Source organism: Rhizobium sp. WCS2018Hpa-16, assembly GCF_031843705.1.
Lineage (GTDB): Bacteria > Pseudomonadota > Alphaproteobacteria > Rhizobiales > Rhizobiaceae > Agrobacterium > Agrobacterium tumefaciens_C.
The window spans coordinates 921,555-948,159 of sequence record NZ_JAVTIX010000002.1 but is presented as its reverse complement, the minus strand read 5'-3'; the positions used below and the strand labels follow the sequence as shown (position 1 = coordinate 948,159).

Annotated in this window: 26 protein-coding genes; 11 read left to right on the top strand and 15 right to left on the bottom strand. The window is 56.5% G+C overall.

What is annotated here, in order from left to right:
- Position 1 precedes the first annotated feature (1 nt).
- From RQI55_RS10670 to RQI55_RS10660, 3 genes are all read left to right on the top strand, one after another.
- Entirely contained in the window at positions 2-613 is a 612-nt protein-coding gene (locus RQI55_RS10670) for an HD family hydrolase (RefSeq protein WP_243256331.1), read from the top strand.
- The gene (locus tag RQI55_RS10665; protein ID WP_243256332.1) at positions 610-1,128 is read left to right on the top strand and encodes a tyrosine phosphatase family protein; all 519 of its coding nucleotides are present in this window, start codon (positions 610-612) and stop codon (positions 1,126-1,128) included. Before RQI55_RS10670 ends, RQI55_RS10665 begins: the two co-directional genes overlap by 4 nt.
- Positions 1,129-1,205: 77 nt before the next feature.
- Positions 1,206-2,030: a mechanosensitive ion channel family protein gene (locus tag RQI55_RS10660; RefSeq protein ID WP_243256333.1), complete on the top strand. Its 825-nt coding sequence runs from the start codon at positions 1,206-1,208 to the stop codon at positions 2,028-2,030.
- A gap of 49 nt (positions 2,031-2,079) precedes the next feature.
- Here RQI55_RS10660 and RQI55_RS10655 read toward each other — a convergent pair whose 3' ends face one another.
- From RQI55_RS10655 to RQI55_RS10645, 3 genes are all read right to left on the bottom strand, one after another.
- Positions 2,080-2,892, bottom strand: coding sequence for an ABC transporter permease (locus RQI55_RS10655; protein ID WP_409233721.1), 813 nt, complete (start codon positions 2,890-2,892; stop codon positions 2,080-2,082).
- A gap of 2 nt (positions 2,893-2,894) precedes the next feature.
- The gene (locus RQI55_RS10650; protein WP_243256335.1) at positions 2,895-3,683 is read right to left on the bottom strand and encodes an ABC transporter ATP-binding protein; all 789 of its coding nucleotides are present in this window, start codon (positions 3,681-3,683) and stop codon (positions 2,895-2,897) included.
- Positions 3,684-3,796: 113 nt separating this feature from the next.
- Positions 3,797-4,792 (bottom strand): ABC transporter substrate-binding protein, encoded by a 996-nt coding sequence (locus RQI55_RS10645; protein WP_409233720.1) that lies wholly within the window; start codon positions 4,790-4,792, stop codon positions 3,797-3,799.
- Positions 4,793-5,121: 329 nt separating this feature from the next.
- Here RQI55_RS10645 and RQI55_RS10640 point away from each other — a divergent pair, with 329 nt between their 5' ends.
- The 5 genes from RQI55_RS10640 (at position 5,122) to RQI55_RS10620 (ending at position 12,356) form a co-directional block, all read left to right on the top strand.
- The gene (locus tag RQI55_RS10640; protein WP_243256337.1) at positions 5,122-6,696 is read left to right on the top strand and encodes a VOC family protein; all 1,575 of its coding nucleotides are present in this window, start codon (positions 5,122-5,124) and stop codon (positions 6,694-6,696) included.
- Between the two features lie 45 nt (positions 6,697-6,741).
- Positions 6,742-9,453 (top strand): DUF2339 domain-containing protein, encoded by a 2,712-nt coding sequence (locus RQI55_RS10635; RefSeq protein WP_311272539.1) that lies wholly within the window; start codon positions 6,742-6,744, stop codon positions 9,451-9,453.
- 54 nt (positions 9,454-9,507) lie between these two features.
- The gene (locus RQI55_RS10630; RefSeq protein WP_243256339.1) at positions 9,508-10,149 is read left to right on the top strand and encodes an HD domain-containing protein; all 642 of its coding nucleotides are present in this window, start codon (positions 9,508-9,510) and stop codon (positions 10,147-10,149) included.
- Between the two features lie 22 nt (positions 10,150-10,171).
- Positions 10,172-11,017 carry an MOSC domain-containing protein gene (locus RQI55_RS10625; protein WP_243256340.1) on the top strand — a complete coding sequence of 282 codons (846 nt, stop codon included), beginning with the start codon at positions 10,172-10,174 and terminating at the stop codon, positions 11,015-11,017.
- 112 nt (positions 11,018-11,129) lie between these two features.
- Complete coding sequence (locus RQI55_RS10620; RefSeq protein WP_243256341.1) at positions 11,130-12,356, top strand: MFS transporter; 1,227 nt, start codon at positions 11,130-11,132, stop codon at positions 12,354-12,356.
- 7 nt (positions 12,357-12,363) lie between these two features.
- Here the strand turns inward: RQI55_RS10620 and recO are convergent, their stop codons facing one another.
- The 11 genes from recO to rpoZ form a co-directional block, all read right to left on the bottom strand.
- Positions 12,364-13,101 carry a DNA repair protein RecO gene (gene recO / locus RQI55_RS10615; RefSeq protein ID WP_243256342.1) on the bottom strand — a complete coding sequence of 246 codons (738 nt, stop codon included), beginning with the start codon at positions 13,099-13,101 and terminating at the stop codon, positions 12,364-12,366.
- Between the two features lie 70 nt (positions 13,102-13,171).
- On the bottom strand, positions 13,172-13,528 hold the full coding sequence (locus RQI55_RS10610) for a response regulator (RefSeq protein ID WP_243256343.1): 357 nt from the start codon (positions 13,526-13,528) through the stop codon (positions 13,172-13,174).
- Between the two features lie 147 nt (positions 13,529-13,675).
- Positions 13,676-14,428 carry a Crp/Fnr family transcriptional regulator gene (locus tag RQI55_RS10605; RefSeq protein WP_042618395.1) on the bottom strand — a complete coding sequence of 251 codons (753 nt, stop codon included), beginning with the start codon at positions 14,426-14,428 and terminating at the stop codon, positions 13,676-13,678.
- Positions 14,429-14,505: 77 nt separating this feature from the next.
- Complete coding sequence (gene era, locus RQI55_RS10600; RefSeq protein ID WP_042618394.1) at positions 14,506-15,462, bottom strand: GTPase Era; 957 nt, start codon at positions 15,460-15,462, stop codon at positions 14,506-14,508.
- 11 nt (positions 15,463-15,473) lie between these two features.
- The gene (rnc, locus tag RQI55_RS10595; protein WP_243256344.1) at positions 15,474-16,193 is read right to left on the bottom strand and encodes a ribonuclease III; all 720 of its coding nucleotides are present in this window, start codon (positions 16,191-16,193) and stop codon (positions 15,474-15,476) included.
- Positions 16,190-16,936 carry a signal peptidase I gene (gene lepB / locus RQI55_RS10590; RefSeq protein ID WP_042618392.1) on the bottom strand — a complete coding sequence of 249 codons (747 nt, stop codon included), beginning with the start codon at positions 16,934-16,936 and terminating at the stop codon, positions 16,190-16,192. Before lepB ends, rnc begins: the two co-directional genes overlap by 4 nt.
- Before the next feature lie 120 nt (positions 16,937-17,056).
- Entirely contained in the window at positions 17,057-17,461 is a 405-nt protein-coding gene (gene acpS / locus RQI55_RS10585; RefSeq protein WP_243256345.1) for a holo-ACP synthase, read from the bottom strand.
- Positions 17,458-18,027, bottom strand: coding sequence for a DUF2062 domain-containing protein (locus RQI55_RS10580; RefSeq protein WP_243256346.1), 570 nt, complete (start codon positions 18,025-18,027; stop codon positions 17,458-17,460). The genes acpS and RQI55_RS10580 overlap by 4 nt, the downstream gene beginning before the upstream one ends.
- A gap of 121 nt (positions 18,028-18,148) precedes the next feature.
- Positions 18,149-18,295 carry a hypothetical protein gene (locus RQI55_RS10575; protein WP_042618389.1) on the bottom strand — a complete coding sequence of 49 codons (147 nt, stop codon included), beginning with the start codon at positions 18,293-18,295 and terminating at the stop codon, positions 18,149-18,151.
- Positions 18,296-18,483: 188 nt separating this feature from the next.
- Positions 18,484-20,718 (bottom strand): bifunctional (p)ppGpp synthetase/guanosine-3',5'-bis(diphosphate) 3'-pyrophosphohydrolase, encoded by a 2,235-nt coding sequence (locus RQI55_RS10570; RefSeq protein WP_042618473.1) that lies wholly within the window; start codon positions 20,716-20,718, stop codon positions 18,484-18,486.
- A gap of 138 nt (positions 20,719-20,856) precedes the next feature.
- On the bottom strand, positions 20,857-21,246 hold the full coding sequence (gene rpoZ / locus RQI55_RS10565; RefSeq protein WP_042618388.1) for a DNA-directed RNA polymerase subunit omega: 390 nt from the start codon (positions 21,244-21,246) through the stop codon (positions 20,857-20,859).
- 284 nt (positions 21,247-21,530) lie between these two features.
- Here rpoZ and RQI55_RS10560 point away from each other — a divergent pair, with 284 nt between their 5' ends.
- The 3 genes from RQI55_RS10560 (at position 21,531) to RQI55_RS10550 (ending at position 26,045) form a co-directional block, all read left to right on the top strand.
- A complete protein-coding gene (locus RQI55_RS10560) occupies positions 21,531-22,103 on the top strand; it encodes an NYN domain-containing protein (RefSeq protein ID WP_042618387.1) in 573 nt (190 codons plus the stop codon).
- A gap of 175 nt (positions 22,104-22,278) precedes the next feature.
- Positions 22,279-23,775 (top strand): globin-coupled sensor protein, encoded by a 1,497-nt coding sequence (locus RQI55_RS10555; protein ID WP_192063725.1) that lies wholly within the window; start codon positions 22,279-22,281, stop codon positions 23,773-23,775.
- 233 nt (positions 23,776-24,008) lie between these two features.
- On the top strand, positions 24,009-26,045 hold the full coding sequence (locus tag RQI55_RS10550) for an HWE histidine kinase domain-containing protein (RefSeq protein WP_192063724.1): 2,037 nt from the start codon (positions 24,009-24,011) through the stop codon (positions 26,043-26,045).
- A gap of 33 nt (positions 26,046-26,078) precedes the next feature.
- Here RQI55_RS10550 and smpB read toward each other — a convergent pair whose 3' ends face one another.
- The gene (gene smpB, locus RQI55_RS10545) at positions 26,079-26,564 is read right to left on the bottom strand and encodes an SsrA-binding protein SmpB (RefSeq protein ID WP_042618384.1); all 486 of its coding nucleotides are present in this window, start codon (positions 26,562-26,564) and stop codon (positions 26,079-26,081) included.
- Between the last annotated feature and the right edge of the window lie 41 nt (positions 26,565-26,605).

Sequence of the window (26,605 nt, the reverse complement as noted above, 5' to 3'; positions counted from 1 at the left end):
CGTGGCGCCTGCAAAAACACCTCGCGCCTGGCAGCGCATGTTGTCCGGCAGGCGGCTGGATCTGCTCGACCCCTCACCGCTTGATGTTGAGCTTGCCGATATTGCCCATGGCCTTGCCCGCGTGGCGCGCTGGAATGGGCAGACGCGGGGCGACCACGCCTTTTCCGTGGCCCAGCACAGCCTGATCGTTGAGACCATCTTCTGCCGCATGAACGCAAGCGCCTCGCCCAACGACATGCTGATGGCGCTTTTGCATGATGGCCCGGAATATGTGATTGGCGACATGATTTCCCCTTTCAAATCCGTGGTGGGTGGCGGTTACAAGCTGGTCGAAAAACGGCTGGAAGCGGCTGTGCATCTGCGCTTCGGCCTGCCGCCCCACGCCAGCAGGGGCTTGAAGGACCGTATCAAGAAGGCCGACACGGTCGCCGCATTTTTCGAGGCAACGGAACTTGCGGGTTTTTCCCTGGCGGAAGCCCAGAAGTTCTTCGGCCTGCCGCGTGGCATTACCAGAGACATGATAGACATCGATCCGCTTCCGGCGATTGATGCGCAACACCGCTTCGTCGAACGCTTCGAGGCCATAGAACTGCTTCGAAAGAGCCATGCATGAGCGAAATTGTTGTGTCTCCCCTGTCGCGCATTGCTGAAATGGCTGTGCGCCACAAGTCTCGTGAAATGGTGACGTTGATCGCCAAGGAACAGGCGTTTCACCGGCCGGCGGTTATTTCCGCAGACCGGCATCTGACTCTGCAAATGAACGACATTACGTTCAAGGGTAACGACAAGCTGATCGCGCCTGACGATGTGCATGTTCAAACATTGATCGACTTTGCGCGGGAATGGGACCAATCGGCCCCGCTTCTGGTGCATTGCTGGATGGGCGTCTCCCGCTCACCGGCGGCTGCGATCATCGTGGCACTGGCGGTCCAGCCGGATGAGGATGACGCAATCCTTGCCGCCCGGCTGCGCACCGTCTCCCCTTTCGCCACACCGAATGCGCGCATTATCGAGATCGGTGACAGGTTGCTTGGCCGCAATGGCGCGCTTGTCAGCGCAGTCAAGGCCATTGGCCGTGGCGCGGATACGGATGGAAACGTGCCCTTCGTTTTTCCGCTTTCCAGATAATCAGATCGGAACCCACTTGCCCGTTGTTCGTTTCGAAATTGAACACGTGTGGAATATCTTTGAACAAGGGAATTTGAATGGACCAGCAGGCTACCGGTATTCTTGTCGCATCGCAGGCGGCACTTCGTCAGGCAAGCGCCTTGATGGTCCAATATTCCTTCTCCATAGTCGGCGCCATCGTCCTCCTCATCATAGGCTGGCTTGCCGCCACCCTCCTGCAGCGCTGGTCCTATGAAGGCCTATCGCGCGTTCGCGGTTTTGATGAAACGCTGGCACGCTTTTTCTCTGGTGCCATTCGCTACATCGTCCTCATTCTCGTTCTCGTCATGGTGCTTGGCCAGTTTGGCGTGCAGACGGCGTCGGTTCTCGCGGCGCTTGGCGCGGCGGGTTTAGCCATCGGTCTTGCGCTGCAAGGCACATTGCAGAACATTGCAGCTGGCATCATGCTTCTGGTTCTGCGCCCGTTTCGCGTGGGCGAATATATTGAAACCAGCTCTGTTACTGGCACAATCGTAGAAATCGGCCTCTTCGCTACGGAATTGAAAACGAGCGAAGGGCTCTATCGACTTGCGCCCAACTCCACGCTCTGGAACGTACCGATCACCAACTACAGCCGCTTTCCGTCGCGTCGCCACGAGCTGAGCGTAACAGTACCGACTGGCGAAAGCACGGCAGAGACACATGAGATGCTGCTGGAACTGGCCCGTTCCGACAGCCGTGTTCTGCTGGATCCTGCACCGACCACCTTTGTCGATTCCGTCAGCGGCGACAGCGCAAAGGTGACTCTCAGATATTGGGCGAAAAGCGACAGCTGGTTTGCGACGACGCGTGACATGACAAAGTCGTTGCGGACAGTGTTTGATGCAAAAGCCGTAAAATCAAGCGAACAGGCTTCCGAATGACGCCATTGCTCAAGGCCGGTTAATCTGGCCTTGTTTGCGTTTGGCGGCCTTATTGCCCCATGGTTGAGCGGTGCGCCCAGCCGGTCATGCGCCGTTCAATCCACGCCATCACCGCATACATTGCAATGCCCTCTACGGCGAGCATGAGAAGACCGGCAAAAACCAGGGGCACGTTGAACTGGCTTTGTGCGGAGCTCATCATGTTGCCGAGGCCGTAGTTTGAGGCCACCGTTTCAGACACGACGGAGCCGACAAAGGCGAGCGTGATGGCGATTTTCAGCGATCCGAAGAAATAAGGCATCGAGCGCGGAATACCGACCTTCAGCATGATGTCCATCTTTTTGGCGCCCAGCGCCCGCAGTACGTCTTCCGTCTCCGGCTCGATGGTCGCAAGACCTGTGGCGACGTTGACGACGATGGGGAAGAAGGAAATCAGGAATGCCGTCAGCACCGCAGGCACGGTGCCAATGCCGAACCAGATGACGAGAATGGGAACCAGCGCGACCTTGGGGACGGCGTTGAAACCGATCATCAGCGGGTAAAGCCCGGCATAGATTGTTTTCGACCAGCCGATGAACAGGCCTATTCCCAAACCAGTCACCACCGCCAGCGCAAATCCGAGCGTAGTGGTATACAAAGTTTGCAGCGAGTTCTTCCAGATCGGCGACCAATATTGCAGAATCGCCTGCGCAACCCTTGTCGGCGATGGCAAAATGGTCTGCGGCATCTTCAACGCATAGACCAGCAGTTCCCAGGCCAGAAAAAGCACAATCGTATAAAGCCATGGGGCGGCCTTGACCCAGTTGATGCGGGCCACCAGTGGCAGGCGTAACGCTGTGGTCTCGGAGCTTTTGATAACCATGCTCATGCTGCCACCCGCGCCTTGGCGATTTCGCCGTGCAACTGCTGCACCATTTCGTTGAAATTCTTTTCATACATCAGATCAAGCTGGCGCGGGCGGGCAAAGGGTACCTTGTGCTCGGCCAATATCCGGCCCGGCCTTGCGCTCATCACGAAAACCTTGTCGGCCAGAAATGTCGCCTCGCGCAGATCATGCGTCACCAGAATGATGGTCACGCGCTTGGCGGCGTGAAGATCGCGGATGACGCACCACAATTCCTCGCGGGTAAAGGCATCCAGCGCACCGAAAGGCTCATCCAGCATCAGGAGTTCCGGCTCATGAATGAGCGCGCGGCAAAGATTGGCGCGTTGCTGCATGCCGCCGGAAAGCTGCCAGGGAAACTTGGAGCCGAAACCTTTCAGCCCGACGATTTCCAGCAGGCGCTCGGCCTTGGCCACATATTCCGCCTTGTTGGCCCGCAGCCGGTGGCGGTGCCTCTCCACGATTTCCAGCGGCAGCAGAATGTTTTCCAGCGTCGTGCGCCATGGCAGCATGGTTGGGTTCTGGAATGCCATACCGACAATCGAAACCGGCTCTGTAACCTGACTACCCGCCACGATGACATTGCCCTTTTGCGGAATGTGCAGGCCGGTGACGAGTTTCATCAATGTCGATTTGCCACAGCCAGATGGCCCAACCACAGCAGCAAACTGCCCCTTCTTGACCTTGAGATCGAGGCCGCTGACAGCAAGCGTGCCAGATGCCCCGCCATAGCGCATATCAACGCCATCAATTTCAACGAGTTGAGCCATTCCAGTTCCTGTGATTTTCGAGTATGCGTGGGGCGTTGCATTGAAAGCGTCATCCCCGGTCGAAGGCCGGGGATAGCTATCTCGCAACACCAAGTGCGCTGGCCTGTTCAGACTTATGGAAGCAGACGCTCCGCCTTGGGTGGCAGGTAGCTTGCGTCGAAGACCTGCTCAGCCTTGACGTTGCCCTTGAGACCGACTGACACTTTCAGTGTCTCGATGGAGGCCGCCAGCCGGGCCGCATCGACCCCGCCCATGCCATTTTCAACCACGTAGGGTGTCTTGATGTTCATGGCATTTGCCATGGTCAGACGCTGCAATTCGATATCGGGGTTCAGCGTTTCGTTGCGCTTCAGAACGGCGGCAACGCCCTCTTCCGGGTTCTTGACGGAATCGGCAAAGCCCTTGGCCAGCGCCTTCAGGAAACCCTTGACCGCATCAGGATTTTCCGCTGCAAAATCAGTGTTGACGAGGACTGCGTTGCCATAAAGATTCAAGCCATGTTCGGCCATCAGAATGGTCGCAATATCATCATCGGCAATGCCCTGCGCCTTCAGGTTCAGGATGACGGAAAAGGCAAAACCAAACACGGCATCCACGTCACCCTTGGCCAGCATCGGCTCGCGCACCGGAAAACCGATGGACTGGATATCGATCTTGCTATCATCGATCTTGGCAACCTGCTTGAAGGCCTTCCACTGGGCAAATGCACCATCCGGCGGCGGCGCACCCAGCTTTTTACCTTCCAGCGATTTCGGATCATTCGTCACGCCCAGCGACTTGCGGCCAACGACGGCAAAGGTCGGGCGCTCATAGACCATATAGACGGCCTTGACCTTTTGGGTCGGGTCTTCGTCCAAAAACTTCATCAGGGAATTGATATCACCGAAGCCCATTTGGTAGGCGCCCGTGGCCACACGCGGGATGGCTTCTACCGAGCCGTTGCCGCTATCGATGGTCACATCCAGCCCTTCGGCCTTGAAATATCCCTTGTCCAGCGCCAGCAGAAATCCGGCGGCGGGGCCTTCGAATTTCCAATCGAGTGTGAATTTGATGGGGGTTTGCGCGAAGGCTGTCATCGGCGCGGTGGATATACCAACAAACAAACCCATAGCGGCCAAAGCCGCTGTCTTTGAAAACAGCCTTCGCGTGAACATCTGAAATTTCCCTCTGAAGGTTTTTTATGTTGTTGGGACCATAGAAAACAATTTGGTTTGCGATAGCAAGCAGAAATAGCACATATTTTGCTCAAAATATTTTCCGCACAATATATAATCATTTCTAGAATATGGTTCGAGCAAAGCGCATAATTTGCGGGCAAAAGGAGCTGCTTTCACGCGAATGTTCACGAAACGAACACATCGTTCTCAATCCGTCGCATTGCTAAATTTTCGCCGCCGAAGAACATAGGGCTCACGAGGAAACGACGCAGGAGACAGGCATGACATCCGCACTTGGTATCCACCACATCACCATGATTACCCGCAAAGTGCAGGCCAATGTGGATTTCTATGTCGGCTTTCTGGGCCTGCGGCTGGTGAAGCGCACCGCGGGTTTTGAAGATGCCATGCAGCTTCATCTGTTCTATGGCGATCATTCGGCCTCTCCCGGCTCTCTTCTGACCTTCCTTGTGTGGGAAGACGGAGCGCAGGGTCGTGTGGGTTATGGCCAGACGCTGGAAGTCTCGCTGGCGATTGATCCGGCCAGCATCGGCTTTTGGCTGACGCGCGCATTGCAGGCAGGTGTGAGAACGGAAGGACCGATGGAGGAATTTGGCGAGCCGGTCATTCGCCTCAAAGACCCTGATGGCATTATCCTGAAACTGGTTGGCACCCATGCCTTTGGCGATACGAATGTGCATGAAGCGCCGGGCATTGCCCGCGAACACGCTATTCGCCGCATCCGTGGCGCAACCATGCTAAGCGAAGTGCCGGAGGAAACGGAGAGCTTCCTGAAAGAGCATTTCGGCTACACCCGTACAGGCCAGAGCGGCTCAATACGCCGCACGGTTTCCGCATCGGGAGACGTGATCGATGTTCGCGATGCGACCGGCTTCTGGTCCAGCGCGCCCGGCACCGGCACGGTGGATCATATTGCTTTTCGTGCCGCAGATATGGACGAACTGGACGAGACACTGAAGGGGCTGCAATCCCTCAACTCATCCGCCACCAATGCGCATGACCGCAAGTATTTCTCCTCGCTCTATGTGCGCGAACCCGGCGACGTGCTGATCGAAATGGCAACAGATGCGCCCGGCATGACGGTGGACGAGCCAGTTGAGACATTGGGAGAGCACCTGTTCACCCCCCAACTTTTCATGCGGGATGACGATGATGTCCGCGTGGCCTTGCCGCAATTCTCCATGCCGGGGGAAGAGCGCGTTATTTACCGCGATTTGCCCTTCGTTCACCGCTTCTACACGCCCTCTGAGCCGGATGGCTCCACCATCCTCCTGTTGCATGGCTCCGGCGGAAGCGAAACGAGCCTGATGGCGCTTGCCCACAACGCCAACCCGCGCGCAACCCTGCTGGGTGTGCGTGGGCGTAGCACAGAAGAGGATATTGCCCGCTGGTTCCGCCGATTTGGCGACCTCGGCTTCGATGAGAAGGATATTGTTTCTGAAGCAGAGGCCTTCGCCGCATTCGTGGAAGAGGCCATTGGTGTCTATGGCATCGACCGAGACAGGTTGAGTTTCATCGGCCACTCGAACGGGGCAAACTTCGCGGCGGCATTCTTCGCGCTTCATCCGCAATTGGCACGACATGCCCTACTGTTGCGGCCGATGCCTGTCTTAACCGAGTGGCCGCACGCGGATCTTTCCGGTACACGCTTCACGCTGGCAGCCGGTGAGACCGATCGCCACCGGGACAAGGCCGACATTCTGAAACAGCACCTGATCCAGAGCGGAGCGGATGCGCAGATGGCACTTGTGCCGCTCGGCCACGAGTTGGGCGTGGACGATGTGGTGCTTGCCAAACGATGGGCAGAGGAGTTGTCCACAAGCAAACTTGCTTAATTAGCGAGAAAGCGCCTAGAAAACAGGATCATATTTGAGGTTGTTATGACATCACTCCTGTTGCTGATCGCTATTGGCTACGTCTTTGCCTTCTTCTACACGCTGAATGCGAGTATAAAGAACTCCAGACGCCTGACAGCCGTCGAGGCAGAGTTGACGGCCTTGAAGGCCCGGATGGCCTCCGGCGAAGCCCCTCTCGCAGAACCCGTGCCGGAACAACCGCTGCCTCTCGAAGAGAACATTGTCGCGGCAACGGCTCTGGAAGATGTTCCGGCCGACAGTGCAGACGAGCAAGCTGAAACACTGCCGCTTGCGGCGTCGCGCCCCAAAGAAAGCTTTGAAAGCAAGCTTGGTGCACGCTGGGCCGTTTGGGCCGGTGGCCTGGCATTGGCGCTGGGCGGCATCTTCCTCGTCAAGTATTCCATTGAAAGCGGCCTGCTCAGCCCGGCTGTGCGCCTTTCCATGGCTGCGGCTTTCGGCCTGATGCTGATGGCCGCCGGTGAAGCGGTTCGTCGCAAAGCGATGCCGGGCATCGCCACCGCCTATTCCAACGCCATGATTCCCGGCATTCTCACCGCAGCGGGCGCCCTCACCCTGTTTGGCGTGACCTATGCGGCCTATGGCATTTACGACTATATCGGGCCTACGACAGCGTTCATCCTGCTGGCGCTGGTCGGCTTTGCGACGATTGGTCTTTCGCTTCTGCATGGGCAAGCGCTGGCCGGACTTGGCCTTCTCGGCTCGATGGTGACACCCGCGCTGATCTCGACCGAGACCCCCAATATATGGGCCCTGTTTGGCTTTCTCACCGCCTCCTGGCTTGCCACTGCGGCAGCATCGCGAAGCCAGCGCTGGCATTTCGTTCCGGCTTTGGCCAATGTCGGGCTTGGCCTCTGGGCCATCGGCTACATGGTCTATGCACCCCTGATCGAGGCCGAACCTGTGGTGGCAAGCCTTCTTACCATGATCGCCGGCTCCATCTGGATCTGGCCGGGTAAATATACCAGCCAGCCGGCCGGCATGGCTGTTTACGCACCGCGTTTGGACAGCCGTTTTCCTGTCATCCGGGAACTGCTGGGCCGCCCACCGGCCAGCCTCAACGTGACACTATCTCTGGCCATCGTGCTTCCGGCACTTGCATTTTCCGTCATCGAAACCGGCATAACCATGCACCCGGCCTTTGCCATGGCCGTTCTGGTGTTGGGTCTCGCTGCAATGGGTGCAGGACGCAACCACGCAGTCTGGTCCGCCATCTTCGCCTCGCTGGCAGCCCTTGGCTGCGCGAACCTGCTGGCAGGCTTTGGCGTCAACTACCTGCCGACCGTGGGTGATGGAACGGCAACCCTATCATCGGTTGGCATTGATGTCGCCGCGCAGGCTCCAGTTACGCGCATCATGGGCATTCTGTTCCTGCTGTTTTCCTGGCAGGCCATACGGCGCAAATCCGTGCTTGATCCGTCTTTCGGAGCCATGTGGGCGTTTATCGGCGTCGCCGTTCCGCTCGGTCTCGGCATCATCAGCTTTGTGGAATATGGCAATCTCACCCGGGACTGGTTGCACGCGGCTTACGGTCTGGCCGTCGCCCTTGTGCTGCTGGGTGGCGCTTATCGGCTCACTCTGAAACGTGAAGACGGTTTTACCACGCCCATCAACATTATGCTGATCGGCTCGTTCCTCGCCTTTGTCTTCATCGTTCACACGCTGACATCAGGGCTTGCCACCACCCTTCTCATTCCAGCCATCGGCTTTGTCTATGTGCTGGCAACCCGGCGCGTCTCATGGTCGGCACTGCCATGGGCCATGGTGCTCGCTTGCGTCTTCGTTCTGGGCCGCATTGCGTGGGAACCGACCATCGTCGGCCCGCAGAACCTCGGCACGACGCCCGTGTTCAACGCACTCCTGCCCGGTTACGGAATTCCTGCCTTGCTTGCCATCGCATCCGCATGGCTGCTGCGGGACTGGCCGGGTGCACGGGTCAAGAATATTCTGCAAGCCATAGCCAGCCTGCTCGGTCTGCTCACCATCGCCATCCTTGTACGCCATGCCATGAATGGCGGCGTTCTAAATTCGGCGACACCCACGCTTGGTGAACAGTCAATCTACACGCTACTCACCATTGGCATGTCAGGCGTTCTGATGACGCTGGACATGAAAAGCCCGAGCCCGGTTTTCCGCTACGGCTCCATGGTCGCGGGCGTTATCGCCATGGCCAATGTGCTGATTGCCCATTTTTACGGCCTCAACCCTTATCTCACCGGCGAGAGCACCGGCCCCTGGCCTTTCTTCAACCTGCTGCTGATCGGCTATCTGCTGCCAGCCATCGCCTATGCCGGGCTTGCCTGGTATGCGCGCGACAAACGCCCCGCAGCCTATGTTACGGCTCTGGCGCTGTCAGGCGCGGCGCTCGGTTTTGCCTGGGCAACACTCTCTGTTCGCCATTTCTGGCAGGGAGAAAATATCGCGGATTGGAAGGGCTTCCTTCAGGGTGAGACTTACAGCTATTCCGTGGTCTGGCTCGTCATCGGTGTGCTGTTGCTCGTGCTCGGCTCGCGCTTTGATGCAAAAAGCCTGCGGCTTGCCTCGGCGGCTTTGGTCTTCCTCGCCGTTGCCAAGGCCTTCCTGATCGATATGAGCAATCTGGAAGGTGTGTTGCGCGCCTTGTCCTTCATCGGGCTCGGCGTCGTGCTGATCGGAATTGGCCTCTTCTATCAGAAGATTTTGACATCCCAGCCGAAGGCGGAGGAGGCACAAGAGTGATTGTGCACCCGTGCCTCCCCCTTTAAACAACACACCATAAAACGGGGGAATCACATGCTGGCACAGGCTTTCGCACCTTTCGAGGCACTGGCAGAAGCGCTGATACCGCATGCAACCGAAGGCGATGACGGATCGCATGACATGGCGCATATTCACCGCGTCTTTCGCAATGCGATGCGCATTCACGCGCAAGAAGGTGGCGATGGCGCGGTGCTGGCCGCCAGCGTTCTCTTGCATGATTGCGTGGCAGTGGAGAAGAACTCTCCGCTGCGTGCACAAGCATCGCGGCTGGCAGCCGAAAAGGCATCTGGCATCTTGCAGGCTATGGGCTGGAGCGATGCCAACATCGAAGCCGTCGCCCACGCCATTCTGACCCACAGTTTTTCTGCCAATATCGCGCCGGAAACGCTGGAAGCAAAAATCCTTCAAGATGCCGACCGTTTGGACGCCATCGGCATGGTGGGCGCTGCCCGCTGCTTTTATATTGCAGGCCGCATGGGTTCTGCCCTTTATGATCCGCAAGATCCATTGGCAAAAAACCGCCCGCTGGATGACCGTCGCTTTGCCATCGACCATTTCGAAAACAAGCTTTTTAAACTGGCCGACGGCTTTCAGACTGAGGCCGGACGGCAGATTGCCGGGGAACGTCACGAACGGCTGAGACAGGTGCTCGACCTGTTTCTGGACGAGATTTAGGCCCTGAGCCATGGGAAACGGAATGCGTATCACCGAACTCAACATCTACCCGCTCAAAAGCGGTCGCGGCATCTCGCTGTCTGAAAGCCTCATCGCGCCCGAGGGTTTGCCGGGAGACCGGCGGCTGATGTTGGTTGATCCATCGGGGCAATTCATCACCCAGCGCGAACTGCCAGACATTGCCAGCATCATCACGAAGGCTGAACAGGGCGGCTATGTGCTTTCCATGGATGGTAAAGGACACGTCCTTGCTTCACCATCGACCAAGCGGATCGATGCCACGGTCTGGAGATCCACGGTCGATGCGGCCATCGCAAATGATGATGCCAATGCAGCCTTGTCGAACTGGCTCGGCCAGGACGTCAAGCTTGCATTCTTCGATGAGACCTCGCGCCGCAGCGCCAACATCGACTGGACAGGTGATGACACGCCCGTGACCTTTGCGGATGGCTACCAGATCCTGCTGACGACCACAGCTTCCCTTGCCGCTCTGAACCAGGATATGACCGCCAATGGCGAGGGTGAAGTTGGCATGGATCGTTTCCGCCCAAACATCGTGGTCGAGACTGATGAAGCATGGGCGGAAGACCGTTGGGCGACAGTCGAAATCAACGGCATCCGCTTTGATCTCGTCAAGCCCTGCACCCGCTGCATCATGACCTCACAGGATCAGCAAACCGGTTCCCGTGACGTGCCCTCCCCCATAAAAGCCATGGGCCGCATCCGCATGTCGGCTGATCGGCGCGTGCCCGGCGTCCTGTTTGGGTGGAACCTGACACCACGCGGCGAAGGGTCTATCGCTGTGGGGGATGTTTTGAAGGTCGTGGAACAGCGAAGCGAAGGATGGTCGATTAAGACGCGGGGCTGAGCCTTCCCTTAAGGCACAGCCCATCAACGACACTCATCGATTGGTCAAGAAAAGTTGCTGGTGAAGCGGGCTTGCAGGAGATAGTCTTTTTCTTCTGTCGGGGAAAATTTCAATGTCTAACGCTACGCGCTCGCCTCTCGCCAACCCTATGCCGTGGTTGATCATCGCCGCTGGCTCCTTGATCGCCGTTCTCACCTTCGGCCCACGTTCCGCCATGGGCTTTTTCCAATTGCCCATGCTGGCCGATACCGGCTGGGATCGCTCCACCTTCGGGCTGGCAATGGCGTTGCAAAACCTGTTCTGGGGCATCGGCCAGCCGATTTTTGGCGCCATGGCCGACAAGTTCGGAACGGGGCGCGTGCTGATCCTGTCTGGTGTCCTTTATGCGGCCGGGCTTGTCTGCATGTCCATCGGCAGTTCACCGCTCTGGCTGCATCTGGGTGGCGGCGTGCTGGTGGGCTTGGGCGTTGCGGCCGGATCGTTCAGCGTGATTCTCTCGGCCTTTGCGCGCCATGTTACGCCGGAGCAGCGCTCCATGGCGTTCGGCATCGGAACGGCTGCCGGGTCTGCGGGCATGTTCATTTTCGCACCCATCAGCCAGGGTCTGATCTCCACCTATGGATGGTCGGACAGCCTTGTCTGGCTGGCTGCGATGATGCTGCTCGTGCCACTTCTGGCGTGGCCGCTGCGCGGCAACTCATCATCCGGCACCCAATCTCAGGCACAGTTCAAGCAGACGGCTGGAGAGGCCCTGCGCGAAGCCCTCAGCCACCGAAGCTATCTGCTGCTGGCCACCGGCTTCCTCGTCTGCGGCTTTCAGGTCGCCTTCATCACCGCACATTTCCCGGCCTATCTCGGTGATATCGGCATTGAGCCGCGCTATGCCGTGATTGCCATGGCCCTGATCGGCTTTTTCAATATTGCCGGTTCGCTTGCTGCTGGCTTCATCGCCCAGCGTTATCCCAAGCCCTATCTGCTGGCCTACATCTATATTGGCCGCTCCATCGCCGTTACGGCCTTCCTGCTGCTGCCGCAGTCCCCCACATCGGTCATCATTTTCGCGGCAGTCATGGGCATTCTCTGGCTATCCACCGTGCCCCCCACAAATGGCCTCGTCGCCATCATGTTCGGCACACGTCATCTCGGCATGCTGGGAGGCGTCGTGTTCCTGTCGCACCAGATCGGGTCATTTCTCGGCGTCTGGCTGGGTGGTTTTCTCTACGACAAGCTCGGTTCTTACGATATCGTCTGGTGGCTGGGTGTTGCCATGGGCCTTTTTGCCGCCGTGGTGCACTGGCCAATCCAGGAGCGCGCCGTGACACGTCCAGTCCCGGCGTAAGCGTCTATCAGGAAGCCTTATCCAAAGCCTTTAATGCCGCCTGCACGAAACCGTCGCGGGTGGCATTTTCGTTGAGGCCTCGCGGTTCATAGACATGGCGGTGCAGGAAATAGCCTGTAAGCCTGAAGGCCGCTGCCAGACTTTCACTGTCGGCAGCTTTGGAGTTTTCCTTGTTCAGAAATTGGGGCAGCACCAGCATACGGTTGGCATAGGGCGCGCCGGCTGCACGCGATACCGCCCTGCCCGTCTTGGGCGACACATAGACAAGGTCGTCGCGCAGGCCGGTGGCCGCACATTCCTCAAGATCAAGCCCGAAGCCGAGGTCGTTGAGAACCGCCAGTTCGAAACGGACGAAAAGCTCGCCAGCATCGGCAGGGTCTGACAGATTGTCGAGGATCACATCCAGCGCCTCGAACAGATGCGGGTGCGGATCGCGCTCCGGCAAAAGTCTGAGCAACGCGGCCATCGCTTGGACGCCATAAACCGCCGTTGCCGTTTCCATCAGCTGTGCGGCGCGCAATTGCAGTGGTTCAATGCGATATTCGCCCAGATGGTCATCCAGACGCGCCCGCCATATTACATCAACACGGTTTCCCGGCTGAAGCACCGGTTGCATGCTGCGTGACCGACCTGATCGCACAAGCCCCAGATAACGCCCACGGGTGCGTGTCATCACCTCGGCAATGACACTCGTCTCACCGTGGCGTTTTACGCCCAGAATAATCGCATCGTCCTGCCATTGCATGGATGGGTTGCTCGATCTGCTACTACAAAGTTTAGATATAGCCGATCTGGCGCGTCAGCGCTTGGGGCTTTTACTGCGTCATGATGCGCGTGACGAAAGTCTTCAGCTCGATTTCACCAAAGGGCTTATCGAGAAGATGCGAATCGGCAAAGTCAGGCGGAAAGCCGCTCGTGTCGCCGTAACCACTCACAAAGCCAAAAGGAATCGCATGTTCCCTCAGGTGGCGCGCAAGCTCATAGCTCATGCCATCGGAAAGGCTGACATCGAGAAGAACGCAGTCAGGCTTTTCGCGGAGCAGTGACTCCTTGGCCTGGAATAAAGTCGTAGCAATATCGATCGCTTTAACGCCCATGGCTTGAAGCGATGTTTCCACATCCATGGCAACCAGATATTCATCCTCTACGATGAGGACCCGCTGAGGCAACATATTTTATCTTCTCCGGCCGCTTAAAATATCGCAGCACTCAAAAAATCCATGAACATTCACGGAACCAATTCCTATCACATCGCAGATCGGGTCAACATCGTCATTTAAAAAAGACATACCGAAACGAGCTGTTTTATATTAGAATTGTTAGATAAATGGCCTCAAATTGCGCAAATCCGGTTCCCAACTCGCAATCTGGGCCAAGCCCGTCGCATCAAGAACAATACAACCTTTATCTGTCCAGCGAATCAAGCCCTTGTCGGCAAGTTTGCGCAGGGTCTTGTTGGTGTGCACAATGGATAGGCCAAGCGTATCGGCGACGTGCTGCTGCGTCACCGGTATCGGGCCGTCCTTCTCCATAAGGCCGACGCGCACCGCCTTGTTGTGCAACAGCGCCAGCAAATATGCCGCACGCTCCAGCGCCGTTCTTCGCCCGACGCTGAGAAGATGGCTGTCGAGCATCCGCTCTTCGCTGGCCGCTATCCAGGTAATATCATAGGCGAGTGAGGGGTGATCGCCAAAGAGACTGTTGAGCCGTCCGCGCTCGAACACACACAGCGTAATCGGTGACAGCGCCTCAACGGAATGCTGCATCTCGCCCATGACGGTTCCCTGCAACCCGACGAGATCGCCGGGCATCAGGTAGTTGAGGATCTGACGGCGCCCATCCTCCAGCGTCTTGTAGCGAAAGCCCCAACCTTGCAGGATCGTGTAGAGATGCGCGCTGTGAGAGCCCTCCATCAACACGATGGCGCCCGGCTCCACAGAAAGCTCGCCGGTTTTGAAATGGGAAACGAAACCCAGTTCGGCCGGAGAAAAATCACGGAAATATTTGAGACCTCGCAAGGGACATTGCTCGCAAGGGGTGGTCGACATTCCGTTAGGCTTCTTGGGCGACATGGGTATCCATAAACAACGAAAACGATAAGGCTATCAGAGCATTCACCCGGAAACCACGTCGGTCCCGCCGTGGATCATCAGTTCCGAGGAAACTCCAGACCCATTTCGCGGAAGCGCTCCGGGTCATCACCCCAGTTTTCGCGGACCTTCACGAAAAGGAAGAGGTGGACGGTCTGCTCAAGAATTGCCGAGAGTTCCTTGCGCGAGGATGACGAGATAGCCTTGATGGCATCGCCATTCTTGCCCAGAGCAATCTTCTTCTGGCTGTCACGCTCGACATAGATGACCTGCTCAATGCGGACGGAGCCATCCTTGCGTTCTTCCCACTTTTCGGTTTCCACGTGAGATGCGTAAGGCAATTCCTGGTGCAGGCGCAAAAACAGCTTTTCGCGGGTAATTTCGGCAGCAAGCTGGCGCATGGGAAGATCCGAGATCTGGTCTTCCGGATAGTACCAAGGGCCCTGCGGCAACTCATCCGACAGGTAGTTCATCAGATCGTCGCAACCGGAACCGTTGGTCGCCGAGATCATGAAGGTACGGTCGAAGTTGACAATTTCATTGGCCGCAGATGCCAGCTTCAGCAAATCCTCGCGCTGCACCTGATCGATCTTGTTCAGGCAGAGAATTTTCGTCTGCTTCACATCTTTCAGGCCTTCCAGAATCGTCTGCGCGTCGCCCTTAAGACCACGCTCGCTGTCGATCAGAAGCAGAATGATATCTGCATCCTTTGCGCCACCCCAGGCGGATGTCACCATTGCGCGGTCCAGCCGGCGGCGAGGCTTGAAAATGCCGGGCGTGTCCATGAACACGATCTGTGCATTGTTGTGGATGGCGATGCCGCGCATCACGGCGCGTGTCGTCTGCACCTTGTGGCTGACGATGGACACCTTGGCGCCAACGAGATGGTTCACCAGCGTGGACTTGCCAGCATTGGTCGGGCCGATCAGCGCGACAAAGCCGGAATGGGTCGGTCTGTTCTCAACGGCTTCAACGGTGTCTTCAGACGGCGTGGCGTCCATTTCATGCTCGGTCATGGGATATCCAATCAGTTTGCGGCAGCGGTTTTCTGCCAAACGCCTTCGCGTTCCAATAATTTCGTCGCGGCCACCTGCTCTGCGGCGCGCTTGGAGCGATCAACACCCGTTTCGGGCGCTACGCCGGGCACCACGACCGTCACCGTGAAGCTTGGATCGTGGTCCGGTCCGGTGCGATCGTCAATCCTGTAAAGGGGTGTCGCCGCAAATTTTGCGTGTGCCCATTCCTGCAATTCGGTCTTGGCGTCGCGCCGCCCGGCATCCAGGCGTGTGGCGCGCTCGTTCCAGTATTTCAAAATGAACTGGCGTCCCGCCTCCAGTCCGCCATCGATATAGATGGCCGCAATCAGGCTTTCCACCACATCGGCACGTACATTGAGCATGGCCTTGCCGGTCAGTTTCTTGACATCGGCACCAGTGCGAATGAACACATGCAGCCCCATCTCATCGGCAATGGCCGCGCAGGATTCTGCGCTGACAAGCTGGTTCAGGCGAACAGACAATTCGCCTTCGGTTGCCGTGCGAAATGTCGTGAACAGCAGTTCGGCAACGCACAGGCCCAGCACACGGTCGCCCAGAAATTCGAGCCGCTCATAATTGCCGCTCTTTCCGGCATTGGCGCTTGCATGGGTCAAGGCCCGGTCAAGCCGGGCCTTTTCCTTGAACTGATACCCGATAAGGGCTTCCAGACGATTGATCTCCTCCGTCGAAAGCGGCTTTACCTTGCTCATTGAACAACCTTGAAAAGGCGGTCCCAACGCATGTTGGCGGGCCAATCCCAAACACGGCTGAATGGCGTGTCATTGCCAAGAGAGAAGAAGATGACGCTTGCGCGGCCAATCAGGTTTTCGGCGGGCACGAAGCCGACATCAAAACGGCTATCCAGCGAATTGTCGCGGTTGTCGCCCATCATGAAGTAATGGCCTTCCGGCACGATGAATTCGCGGGTGTTGTCGCCGCGTGAATCAGGCGATTGATCCAGCGTGTCGAAGTTCACACCATTATCCAGCGTTTCGCGGAAAACAGGAACATTAGCGCCGGGATCGGCACGGTAATCAGAGGTGAACACGCCATCCGGCTGCTTAGGAACAGCAGTGCCGTTGATGAAGAGCACGCCGTTCGTGACCTGAACACGGTCTCCAGGCAAACCAACAAGCCGCTTGATGTAATCCACCTGCGGGTTCGGCGGCAGGCGGAACACGACGACGTCGCCACGCTTAGGCTCGCTGAACTGCATGATACGGCCCGAGAACAGGTCGGGAGAAAACGGCAGGGAATATTTCGAATAGCCGTAGGAGAACTTGTTGACGAACAGGTAATCTCCAACCAGCAAGGTCGGCATCATCGAGCCCGACGGAATGGTGAAAGGCTGGAACAGCACCGTGCGGATGACCATCGCCAGCAGCAATGCCTGCACGATGACCTTGACGTTTTCCCAAAGGGCGCTCTGCTTCTTTTCAGCTTTTTCGGACACTTAGACCTGCCTGCTCGTTCTTGGATTTCGACGGACTTCTCTAGAACCTTTCCAAGGCAAAGGAAAGCGTTTCCATAGCCGACGGCGGTGTGAAACCAGCGGAAGCAGTGGAATCAGACGTTATTTCGTCACCGGTAACGCTTCTATGATGACAAAAGCCTGTGCATAGGGAAATTCATCCGTGATGGTGAGGTGAATGACGGCCTCATGTCCCGATGGTAAAAGCATGGCCAAACGCTCTGCCGCGCCATTGGTCAGCTTCATTGTCGGCTTGCCGCTAGGCAGGTTGACGACGCCCATGTCCTTCCAGAAAACACCTTGCGCCAAGCCGGTGCCGAGAGCCTTGGAGCACGCTTCCTTGGCAGCGAAACGCTTCGCATAGGACGCTGCACGGTTCTTGCGGCCATCGGATTTCGCCTGCTCGACGTCTGTGAAGCAGCGCTGGGTGAAGCGATCACCAAAGCGCTCAATCGATGTTTCGATGCGCCTGATATCGATGAGGTCGCTGCCCATGCCAATAATCATTTTACAGCACCCAGAGACGGTTTGGCCAAGGCAGCACGCTGCAAATCCTTCTTCGTTCTGACGCTGCGGATAATGGCGTAGACACTGATATAAGCGAGGATGGCTGTGAAAGCGCCAGGAATGAGCGCGCCAACCGTCATTGGCTCCAGCACGGGGCGCCAGAGCTGCATGAAGTTCATGTGGCTGAAAAGCGTGGCAAAATCCACATGCGCCGACGCCGTCTGGTCGCTACGCCCCAATATGACGTGACCGATCTCCCAGGTGGAAGCCCAGATCAACGGAAATGTCAGCGGGTTTGCAAAGGTGGTGCCCAAAGCTGCGGCAACAAGATTGGCTCTGAGAACAAAACCAATGACCATGGCGATGATGATATGAACGCCGAGGAAGGGTGTCCATGACACCCCGACACCAACCGCCACACCAGCGGCAATGGAGTATGGCGAGGCAGAAAGCCGCACCAGCTTTAGCTTGAGATAGCGAAGCAAACGAAGAAAGCCCATGCGCGGCCAGATGGCGGCGCGCACTCTTTCAGAAAGTCTTAACGGTCTACGGCGACGAAACGGCATATGGAGAACCTATTGCATCGTTTCGTTTGCGCCAAGAGCAAAACCGCGCTTGACCTCAAGAGCGCATCAATGACGCGCTCCGACATGCACCATACCGGCATGGCCGGTATGCATTTTTGTATTAGCGACGGAACATGCCGCGATCAACTTCGCGCTGGCGGAATTCCAGGTCGATGCGCGATACGGAATCGCTGAGGTAGTCGAATTCGCGTTCCTGTGTTGTCTTACCACGAACGGCACGAGCGATCTTGCGAAGGGGTCCAAACATCTTCTTTTCCTTTCAGAGACAAGCGGGCCAAAGCATCTTTTCGTGTTTGGCTGGCCGCCGTGTCTGTTTCAATTTCTGAAGTGAAGATAGTTCGAAAGGGCGCCTGTGACTACAGACAGGACAAGGGCGCTGCCATGCACTCAACGCATAACGGCGCCCTCAAGAGTTAATAATTAGGCAAATCTGCCTCAATCAAAGGCACGTTTGACCGTAGACACGCAATCCAGATCACTCAGCTGCGACAAGAGCTGGTTAAGCTGCCGCAGATCCCAGACCTCGATGTCGAGGGCGAGTTCGGAAAAATCGGTTCCGATCCGCACCATATTGAGGCCGCGAATATTCACGTCCAGCGTTGCGATGGATTGCGCGACGGATGCGAGCGTGCCTGGCTCATTCAGCGCGTTGATCATGACACGCGCCATGAAACGAGACTTGTTCGCCTCATCCAGATCCCAGCGCACATCGATCCAGCGTTCCGGTTCGTCATCGAAGCGCTGTAGCGCCGGTGACTGGATCGGGTAAATGGTGATGCCCTTGCCTTTTTCCATGATGCCGACGATGCGATCACCCGGAACAGCGCCTGCTGCACCGAAATGCACCTCGACATTATCAGACAGGCCACGGATCGGCAGCGGGTCAGGACCCTCAACCAGTTCGGTTGCGCCGTCATCTTCCAGCACCGAGCGCGACTTGCCGGGTATCTTGAAGACCATGCCGGAAGCGCTGCGCATATTGAACCAGCCATCGTCGCCGGTCATCTTCACGGTAACGCGCTCATCCTGATAATCGGGATAGACGGCGCGCAGCACATCGAGAGATGACACTTCGCCACGGCCAACAGCGGCAATTGCGTCCTCTACGTCCTTCTGCGCCAGCCGATGCAGCACAGGCTTCAGCCCTTCCCGCGAGAACGGCTTGCCGGCACGCTCAAAGGTGCGCTCAAGAATGCGGTAGCCGAGACCGGCATATTGCTTGCGAATGGCCATGCGGGTGGCGCGGCGAATAGCGGAGCGCGCCTTGCCGGTGACGACCACTTCTTCCCATGCGGCAGGCGGAACCTGCACACCGGACCTGATGATCTCGACCTCATCACCATTGTTCAACCGCGTGACAAGCGGCATGATCCGGCCATTGATCTTCGCGCCCACGGTCGTGTCACCAATATTGGTGTGAACGGCATAGGCAAAATCGATGGGCGTTGCACCGCGCGGCAGCGCAATCAGCTTGCCCTTAGGCGTGAAGCAGAAGACCTGATCCTGAAACAGTTCGAGCTTGGTGTGCTCCAGAAACTCTTCAGGGCTGTCGCCGTCCGCAAGGGCTTCAATCGTGTGGCGTAGCCACGAATAGGCGTTGGATTCCGGCGAGAGGACATCCCCGTCACGGATTTCACCATCCTTGTAGAGCGAATGCGCGGCAATGCCGTATTCGGCGATTTCATGCATGCGCTTGGTGCGGATCTGCAATTCAATACGCTGACGTGACGGCCCGACAATTGTGGTGTGGATGGAACGGTAGTCGTTCTGCTTCGGCGTCGAGATATAGTCCTTGAACCGGCCCGGCACGACGCGCCAGCGGGTGTGGACAATGCCGAGCGCCCGATAGCAGGACGGCAGATCCTGCACCAGAATGCGGAAGCCATAGACATCGGAAAGCTGCTCGAAAGACAGCGACTTCGATTGCATCTTGCGGAAAACGGAGTGCGGCTTCTTCTGCCGTCCCTTGACGTAAGCGCCCTGAATGCCATTGGCGAGCAGCAACTCACGCAATTCGTCTTCAATCTTTTTGACGAGACCCTGATTCTGCTCTTCGAGAGACTGCAGACGCTTGGTCACCGTCTCGAAGGCTTCCGGGTTGAGGTAGCGAAACGAAAGGTCTTCCAGCTCGTCGCGCATGTCCTGCATGCCCATGCGCCCGGCAAGCGGCGCATAGATTTCCATCGTCTCTTCGGAAATCCGGCTGCGCTTGTCCTCGGGCATATGCTCCATGGTGCGCATATTGTGGAGCCGGTCAGCCAGCTTCACCAGAAGAACGCGCACGTCATCGGAAATCGCCAGCAGAAGCTTGCGCAGATTCTCGGCCTGTTTGGCCTTCTTGGTCACGAGGTCAAGCTTCTTGAGCTTGGTCAGCCCTTCCACCAGCCGTCCAATGTCTTCACCGAAGAGATCATCGATCTCGGCGCGGGTGGCGCTCGTGTCTTCAATTGTATCATGCAGCAAAGCGACGGCGATGGTCGATTCGTCGAGATGCATCTCGGTCAGAATCGCCGCAACTTCCAGCGGATGCGAAATGTAGGGGTCGCCATTGGCGCGCTTTTGCTGGCCATGCTTCTGCATGGCATAGACATAGGCCTTGTTCAGCAAGGCTTCGTTTGCTTCAGGCTTGTATTTTTGAACCCGTTCAACGAGTTCGTACTGTCGCATCATGTATGGGATGCCCCGGAAAAAGAAAGCGCGCCAATCGTTAGACGGGCGCACAATGCTGCATAATCTGCGTTCAGATTATGACGACAAATCTTTAAAGAGCGTAACCGTTGGTATCGTGCCGGTTACGATTCCATAAAATCAATAGTCGTCGTTCTTTTCGGGTGGCACAAGGCCTTCGATACCAGCAAGAAGGTCTTCTTCCGACATCTGGTCAAAGTTGACGCTTTCAGGTGCATCATCATCGTCAGAATCGCCAGCAGAAGCTGCGATCGTGACTGGATCGGGCTCTGGCTCGTCCACTTCAACATGCTTCTGCAGCGAGTGGATCAGGTCTTCCTTCAGGTCGTCTGGAGACAGCGTTTCATCAGCAATTTCGCGCAATGCAACGACAGGATTCTTGTCGTTGTCACGATCAATCGTGATCTGCGACCCCTGCGAAATCTGGCGCGCACGATGGCTGGCCAGCAAAACCAGTTCGAAACGGTTGTCTACTTTATCAATGCAATCTTCTACGGTGACACGGGCCATTGCCTGTCCTTTGCGGTCTTAATGTCGCGGATTACCCGTTCCGATACAGGCATTGGCCAAAGATTTCAAGTTTTTCCTCAACTGCCTGTTTACCTGGCAGCCCGCACCTTATTTTAGGCTTGATAGATTAAACTTTACACATAATTCTGGCTTTAGGGCTGGACTGATGACTAATGACGCTTATATGAATGGTTGATAATGTACAAAACGACGTGCGCATATTTGCTCAAACATTACTGCGGACACTATTAGCGACTCGGTAGCCGAGGAAGGATTTGATTTTTATGTTCGACCCACGCGAGAAAATTGCGCTTTTTATTGACGGCGCCAATCTCTACGCCGCTTCGAAAAGCCTTGGTTTCGATATTGATTACCGCAAGCTTTTGAAAGCATTCCAGAAGCGCGGCTATTTGCTCCGCGCTTATTATTACACGGCCCTCATAGAGGATCAGGAATATTCCTCCATTCGACCGCTGATCGATTGGTTGGACTATAATGGTTACAAGGTTGTGACAAAGCCCGCCAAAGAATTTACCGACGCTATGGGCCGCCGCAAGATCAAGGGCAATATGGATATCGAACTTGCCGTCGATGCCATGGAGCAATCCGAGACTGTGGACCATCTGGTGCTGTTTTCCGGCGACGGCGATTTCACGACGCTTGTGGACGCCATCCAGCGCCGTGGCCGCAAGGTTTCGGTTGTTTCGACCATGTCGACGCAGCCGCCGATGATTGCGGATGATCTGCGCCGTCAGGCCGATCACTTCATTGACCTGCTATCTCTGAAAGCAGAGATTGGTCGCGATCCGAGTGAACGGACCCACCGCGTGGTGGAAACGGCTGAAACCGTCGAGTAAGCGTTCACACCCTAGCAGTATTAAAACGCGCGCCTTACCGAGGTGCGCGTTTTTTGTTCTGTCCTAGGACTTAACGCAAGCATTCTAAATTTAGCACTTCATTAAGCAAGAAACGCTACTTTACATCAAGGTTGGCACGATGGGGTTCGTGTATTTTTGATTAGGGGTTTAGCGAATGAATCGACAGCAAGACGGACTGCAGCTAGCGGAGCGGCTTGAGTTTCTGGGACTTGGCTCAGAAGAGAAACGAGACCTCGCCGCGCTGAAGCCCGCAATATCCGCCTCCCTTGATGCCTCGCTGAACACTTTTTACAAAAAAGCGAAAGCTGTGCCTGCGACGGCAAAATTCTTTGATAGCGACGCCCATATTCAGCACGCCAAAGCCATGCAGATCAAGCACTGGGAAACCATCGCTTCGGGAGTCTATGATAGTCAATACACCGAAGCCGTGACCGCCATTGGTCGCACCCATGCCCGTCTCGGCCTTGAGCCGCGTTGGTATATTGGCGGCTACGCCCTCATTCTGGAGGGGATCATCACATCCGTCGTCGAGTCCCAGTTTCAGAGCTTCATGGTCAAGAACAAGGGCAAGAAAGTCGCCAGAGACATTTCCATCGCCGTCAAGGCCGCGCTTCTGGATATCGACTACTCTGTTTCGGTCTACCTTGATGCACTTGCCGAAGAGCGGACCAAAATCGAATTTGAGCAGCAGCGCATGAAGCAGGAACAGGAGCAGGTTCTTTCGCTTCTGAATTCTGCTTTGAACCTCGTCGCTCAGGGCGATATGACCCCTCGCCTCGACAGCGTCTTGCCAGAAGAATTTGACGCGCTGAAAAACAACTTCAACTCTGCGCTCAGCAAGCTTTCTGGCGCATTTTCCGAAATTATCGAAGAATCGCACAAAATCTCGGAAAACACGCGGGAACTGACGGGATCCACGGATGATATGGCACGCCGCACGGAGCAGCAGGCAGCTTCGCTGGAACAGACCGCTGCCGCACTGGATCAGATCACCAATATTTCCAAGCAGTCAGCGCAGCGCACAGAGCTGGCAAAGGAAATCGTGACGAGTTCGGCTGAGGAAGCCGTGCGCTCGCGCCACATCGTAACCGAAGCCGTGGAAGCGATGAGCGCCATTGAGCAATCATCGCAAAAGATTGCGCAAATCGTCGGTGTCATCGACGAAATTGCGTTTCAGACCAACCTGCTCGCGCTGAATGCGGGCGTCGAGGCCGCGCGCGCTGGAGAAGCAGGCAAGGGCTTTGCCGTGGTGGCGCAGGAAGTCCGGGAGCTTGCCCTTCGCTCAGCCAATGCCGCCAAGGAAATCCGAACGCTGATCGATAGGTCTTCGCAGGACGTGTCGAATGGTGTTTCACTGGTGAACCGCACTGGCGAGGCGCTGAACTCCATCGGAGGCAAAGTCGATCACATCCAGGAACATATCGGCGCGATCACGCTCGCGGTTCAGGAACAGGCCGTTGGCATTCATCAAATCAACTCCGCTATCAGCAGCATGGACCAGTTAACGCAGCAGAACGCCGCTATGGTTGAGGAAACCAATGCGGCGACACACGGCTTGAACGATGTCAGCAACAATCTTGCAGCGCTGATCAGCCGGTTCAATGTGAAGGCCGCAGTGCGCCACCAGCAACCGACCTATCGCGCCGCCTGATTGGCACGCAATTTTCGGAGAGATATCACCAAGCGCCCATGCGGTATTCGTACACCGCATGGGCGTTTTTGCGTTTCAGGCACGCCTGCTGGCGGATCTTGTCAGAAACCAAGCACAAAACGTGAGCAAAACGTTTTTTTTCTTATGTTAATGAATGAATTAATGTAACAAATGAAGCGGAGAGCGGGCGCATCGAGCCGACGCAAAATTGCATTTTATTTTATTAAGGTCCCATGGAAGGTCTTGCTTCTAAAGAACAGCGCCGTTTGGCCGCATTGGATAGCTACAACGTCCTTGATACGCCGCGCGAGCAGGATTTCGATGACTTGGCGCTGCTGGCATCCACGATTTGCGACACGCCCATCTCTGTCATCAACTTGATTGGTGAAGACCGGCAGTTTTTCAAGGCGGAGGTTGGTCTGGGCGTGCGTGAGACGCCGCTGGATACCTCCTTCTGTGCGCGAGCCATTCTTGAAAATGACTTTCTGATCGTTCCCGACGCGACCAAAGACCCGCGTTTTGAGAACAACCCGCTTGTTACGGGAACGCCCCATATTCGGTTTTACGCCGGCGTGCTTTTGAAGTCGGATGATGGCCTTCCCATAGGCACGGTTTGCGTGCTTGGACATGAGCCAAAGCAGCTGACAAATGCGCAAAAAGCTGCGTTAGAGGGCCTTGCGCGGCAGGTCATGTCACATCTCGAATTGCGCCGCACGCTTCAGACAATGTCGTATGACCTCACGCTCGAGCGACGCCTTTCGGCGCGGCGGCAACTGCGTGTCAGCCGGGTGGGCGCGAAAAACGAGGAGCTCCGCGTCAAGGATGCCCGCTCGAAAGCGGCCCATGACGCCGGTCAGATCGGCATATTCGAAATCGATATTGCGACGGACGAGATGATTGTCTCGGACGAGTTCTGCCGCATTTTTGGCGTGCCTGAACAGCCCAACTATCACGCTTCCGTGTTTCAGAATCTGATTATCGATGCCGACCGAAAGACAGCATCCGACACGACCAACCGCAATACAGCCATGGCGCCGCTCAGCGTTGAGTATCGTGTCCGGCGCGGGAATGACCAGCGTGTGCGTTGGGTGGCGCGCCGTGCGCAGTTCATCATGGATGATCGCGGCGTGCCGGTGAAGATGATCGGCGTTGTGATCGACATTACCGATTCAAAACGCAAGGATGCCCGCATTGCCTCATTGCTGACCTTGGGTGACAGGTTGCGTGCGGGCAAGACCGTGGAAGATATCTCCCGCATCACATCCGAGATTCTGGCGGATGGCCTTGGCGTCAAGCGCGCAGGATATTTGACGGTCAACAGTGCGACGAACAGCCTGTTTGTCGAGTTCAACTGGCTTGCACCAGGCACAGAAACGATTGCAGGCCATCACACGTTAAGTGATTTTCAGGCGACGATCCGTCGGCTCGAGATCGGCGATACGCTGGCCGTGCCGAATATCAACGCCGCCAGCTGGCTGGACGAAGACACCGGCTCTTATGCCGCCATGGGTGTTCGTTCCTTTGTCAAAGTGCCGATTGTGGATCGCGGCGCACTGGTTGGCATTCTGTTTGCGCATGATTCAAAGCCGCGCTTCTGGAGCAAGCTGGAACTGGATTTCGCCTGGGGTGTGGCAGACCGTGCCTATGCCGCGATTGCACGGATCAATGCTGAGTCAGAGCAACGCATTCTCAATCAGGAACTCAGCCACCGCTTGAAGAATACGCTGTCGATTGTGCAGGCCATTGCTGCGCAGACGCTGCGAAACGTGACGGAAAAAGAAGCCGTTGCCGCCTTCAATGGCCGGCTCCAGGCGCTCAGTTCCGCCCATAATGTGCTGTTGCAGCAATCATGGTCCACAGCGCGGCTTCGGGAAGTCATCGGCCGCGTCATGCATCTTCATGCGGGCGATGGAAAGGTCATCATGTCTGGCCCGGAGGTTCCACTCGGGCCTAAGGCCGGTCTGTCTCTGTCGCTTCTGCTGCATGAACTTGGCACGAATGCCATCAAATATGGTGCGCTATCCACCGATGCTGGTCAGGTGGATATCAGCTGGCACGTCTCGGATGATTCTGAAAAACCGATTCTCACCCTCAAATGGGAAGAGAAAGGCGGACCGCCCGCGGCGGAGCCGGAGCGCAGGGGCTTTGGTTCCCGCCTCATTCGCATGGGCATTGCCGGAACAGGTGACGTGGAGAAGAATTTTACGCCGAGCGGACTGATCGCGACATTCCGCGCACCGCTATCGCTTGTCATGGAATTGGGCGAATAATCGCCCAACCTCATTCATGAAGACATTCTAAAATCAGTTCGCGCCGCTGCCCTTCAGAATACGTGATTTCTGGCGGTTCCAGTCACGTTCCTTCTCCGTCTCGCGCTTGTCGTGCAGCTTCTTGCCCTTGGCGATTGCAAGCTCAAGCTTCGCACGGCCCTTTTCGTTGAAATAGATTTTCAACGGCACGAGCGTCATGCCCTCGCGGTTAATGCCCACGCGCATGCGATTGATTTCGCGCTTGGACAAAAGCAGCTTGCGACGGCGGCGTGGCTCGTGGTTGAAGCGGTTCGCCTGCAAATATTCCGGCAAATGCGAGTTGATGAGCCAGATTTCGTTGCCCTCATCCGATGCGTAGGATTCGGCAATATTTGCCTTTCCCTCGCGCAGGGATTTGACCTCCGTGCCAGTCAAAACGATGCCAGCCTCGTAAGTATCGAGGATTTCATAATTGAACCGAGCCTTGCGGTTTTCCGCAACGATCTTGTTGACGACACGTTGACTGCCTTTGGGGGCCATTTCTCAATCCGTTTCATTCGCCCGCATTCATCTGCGGTCGG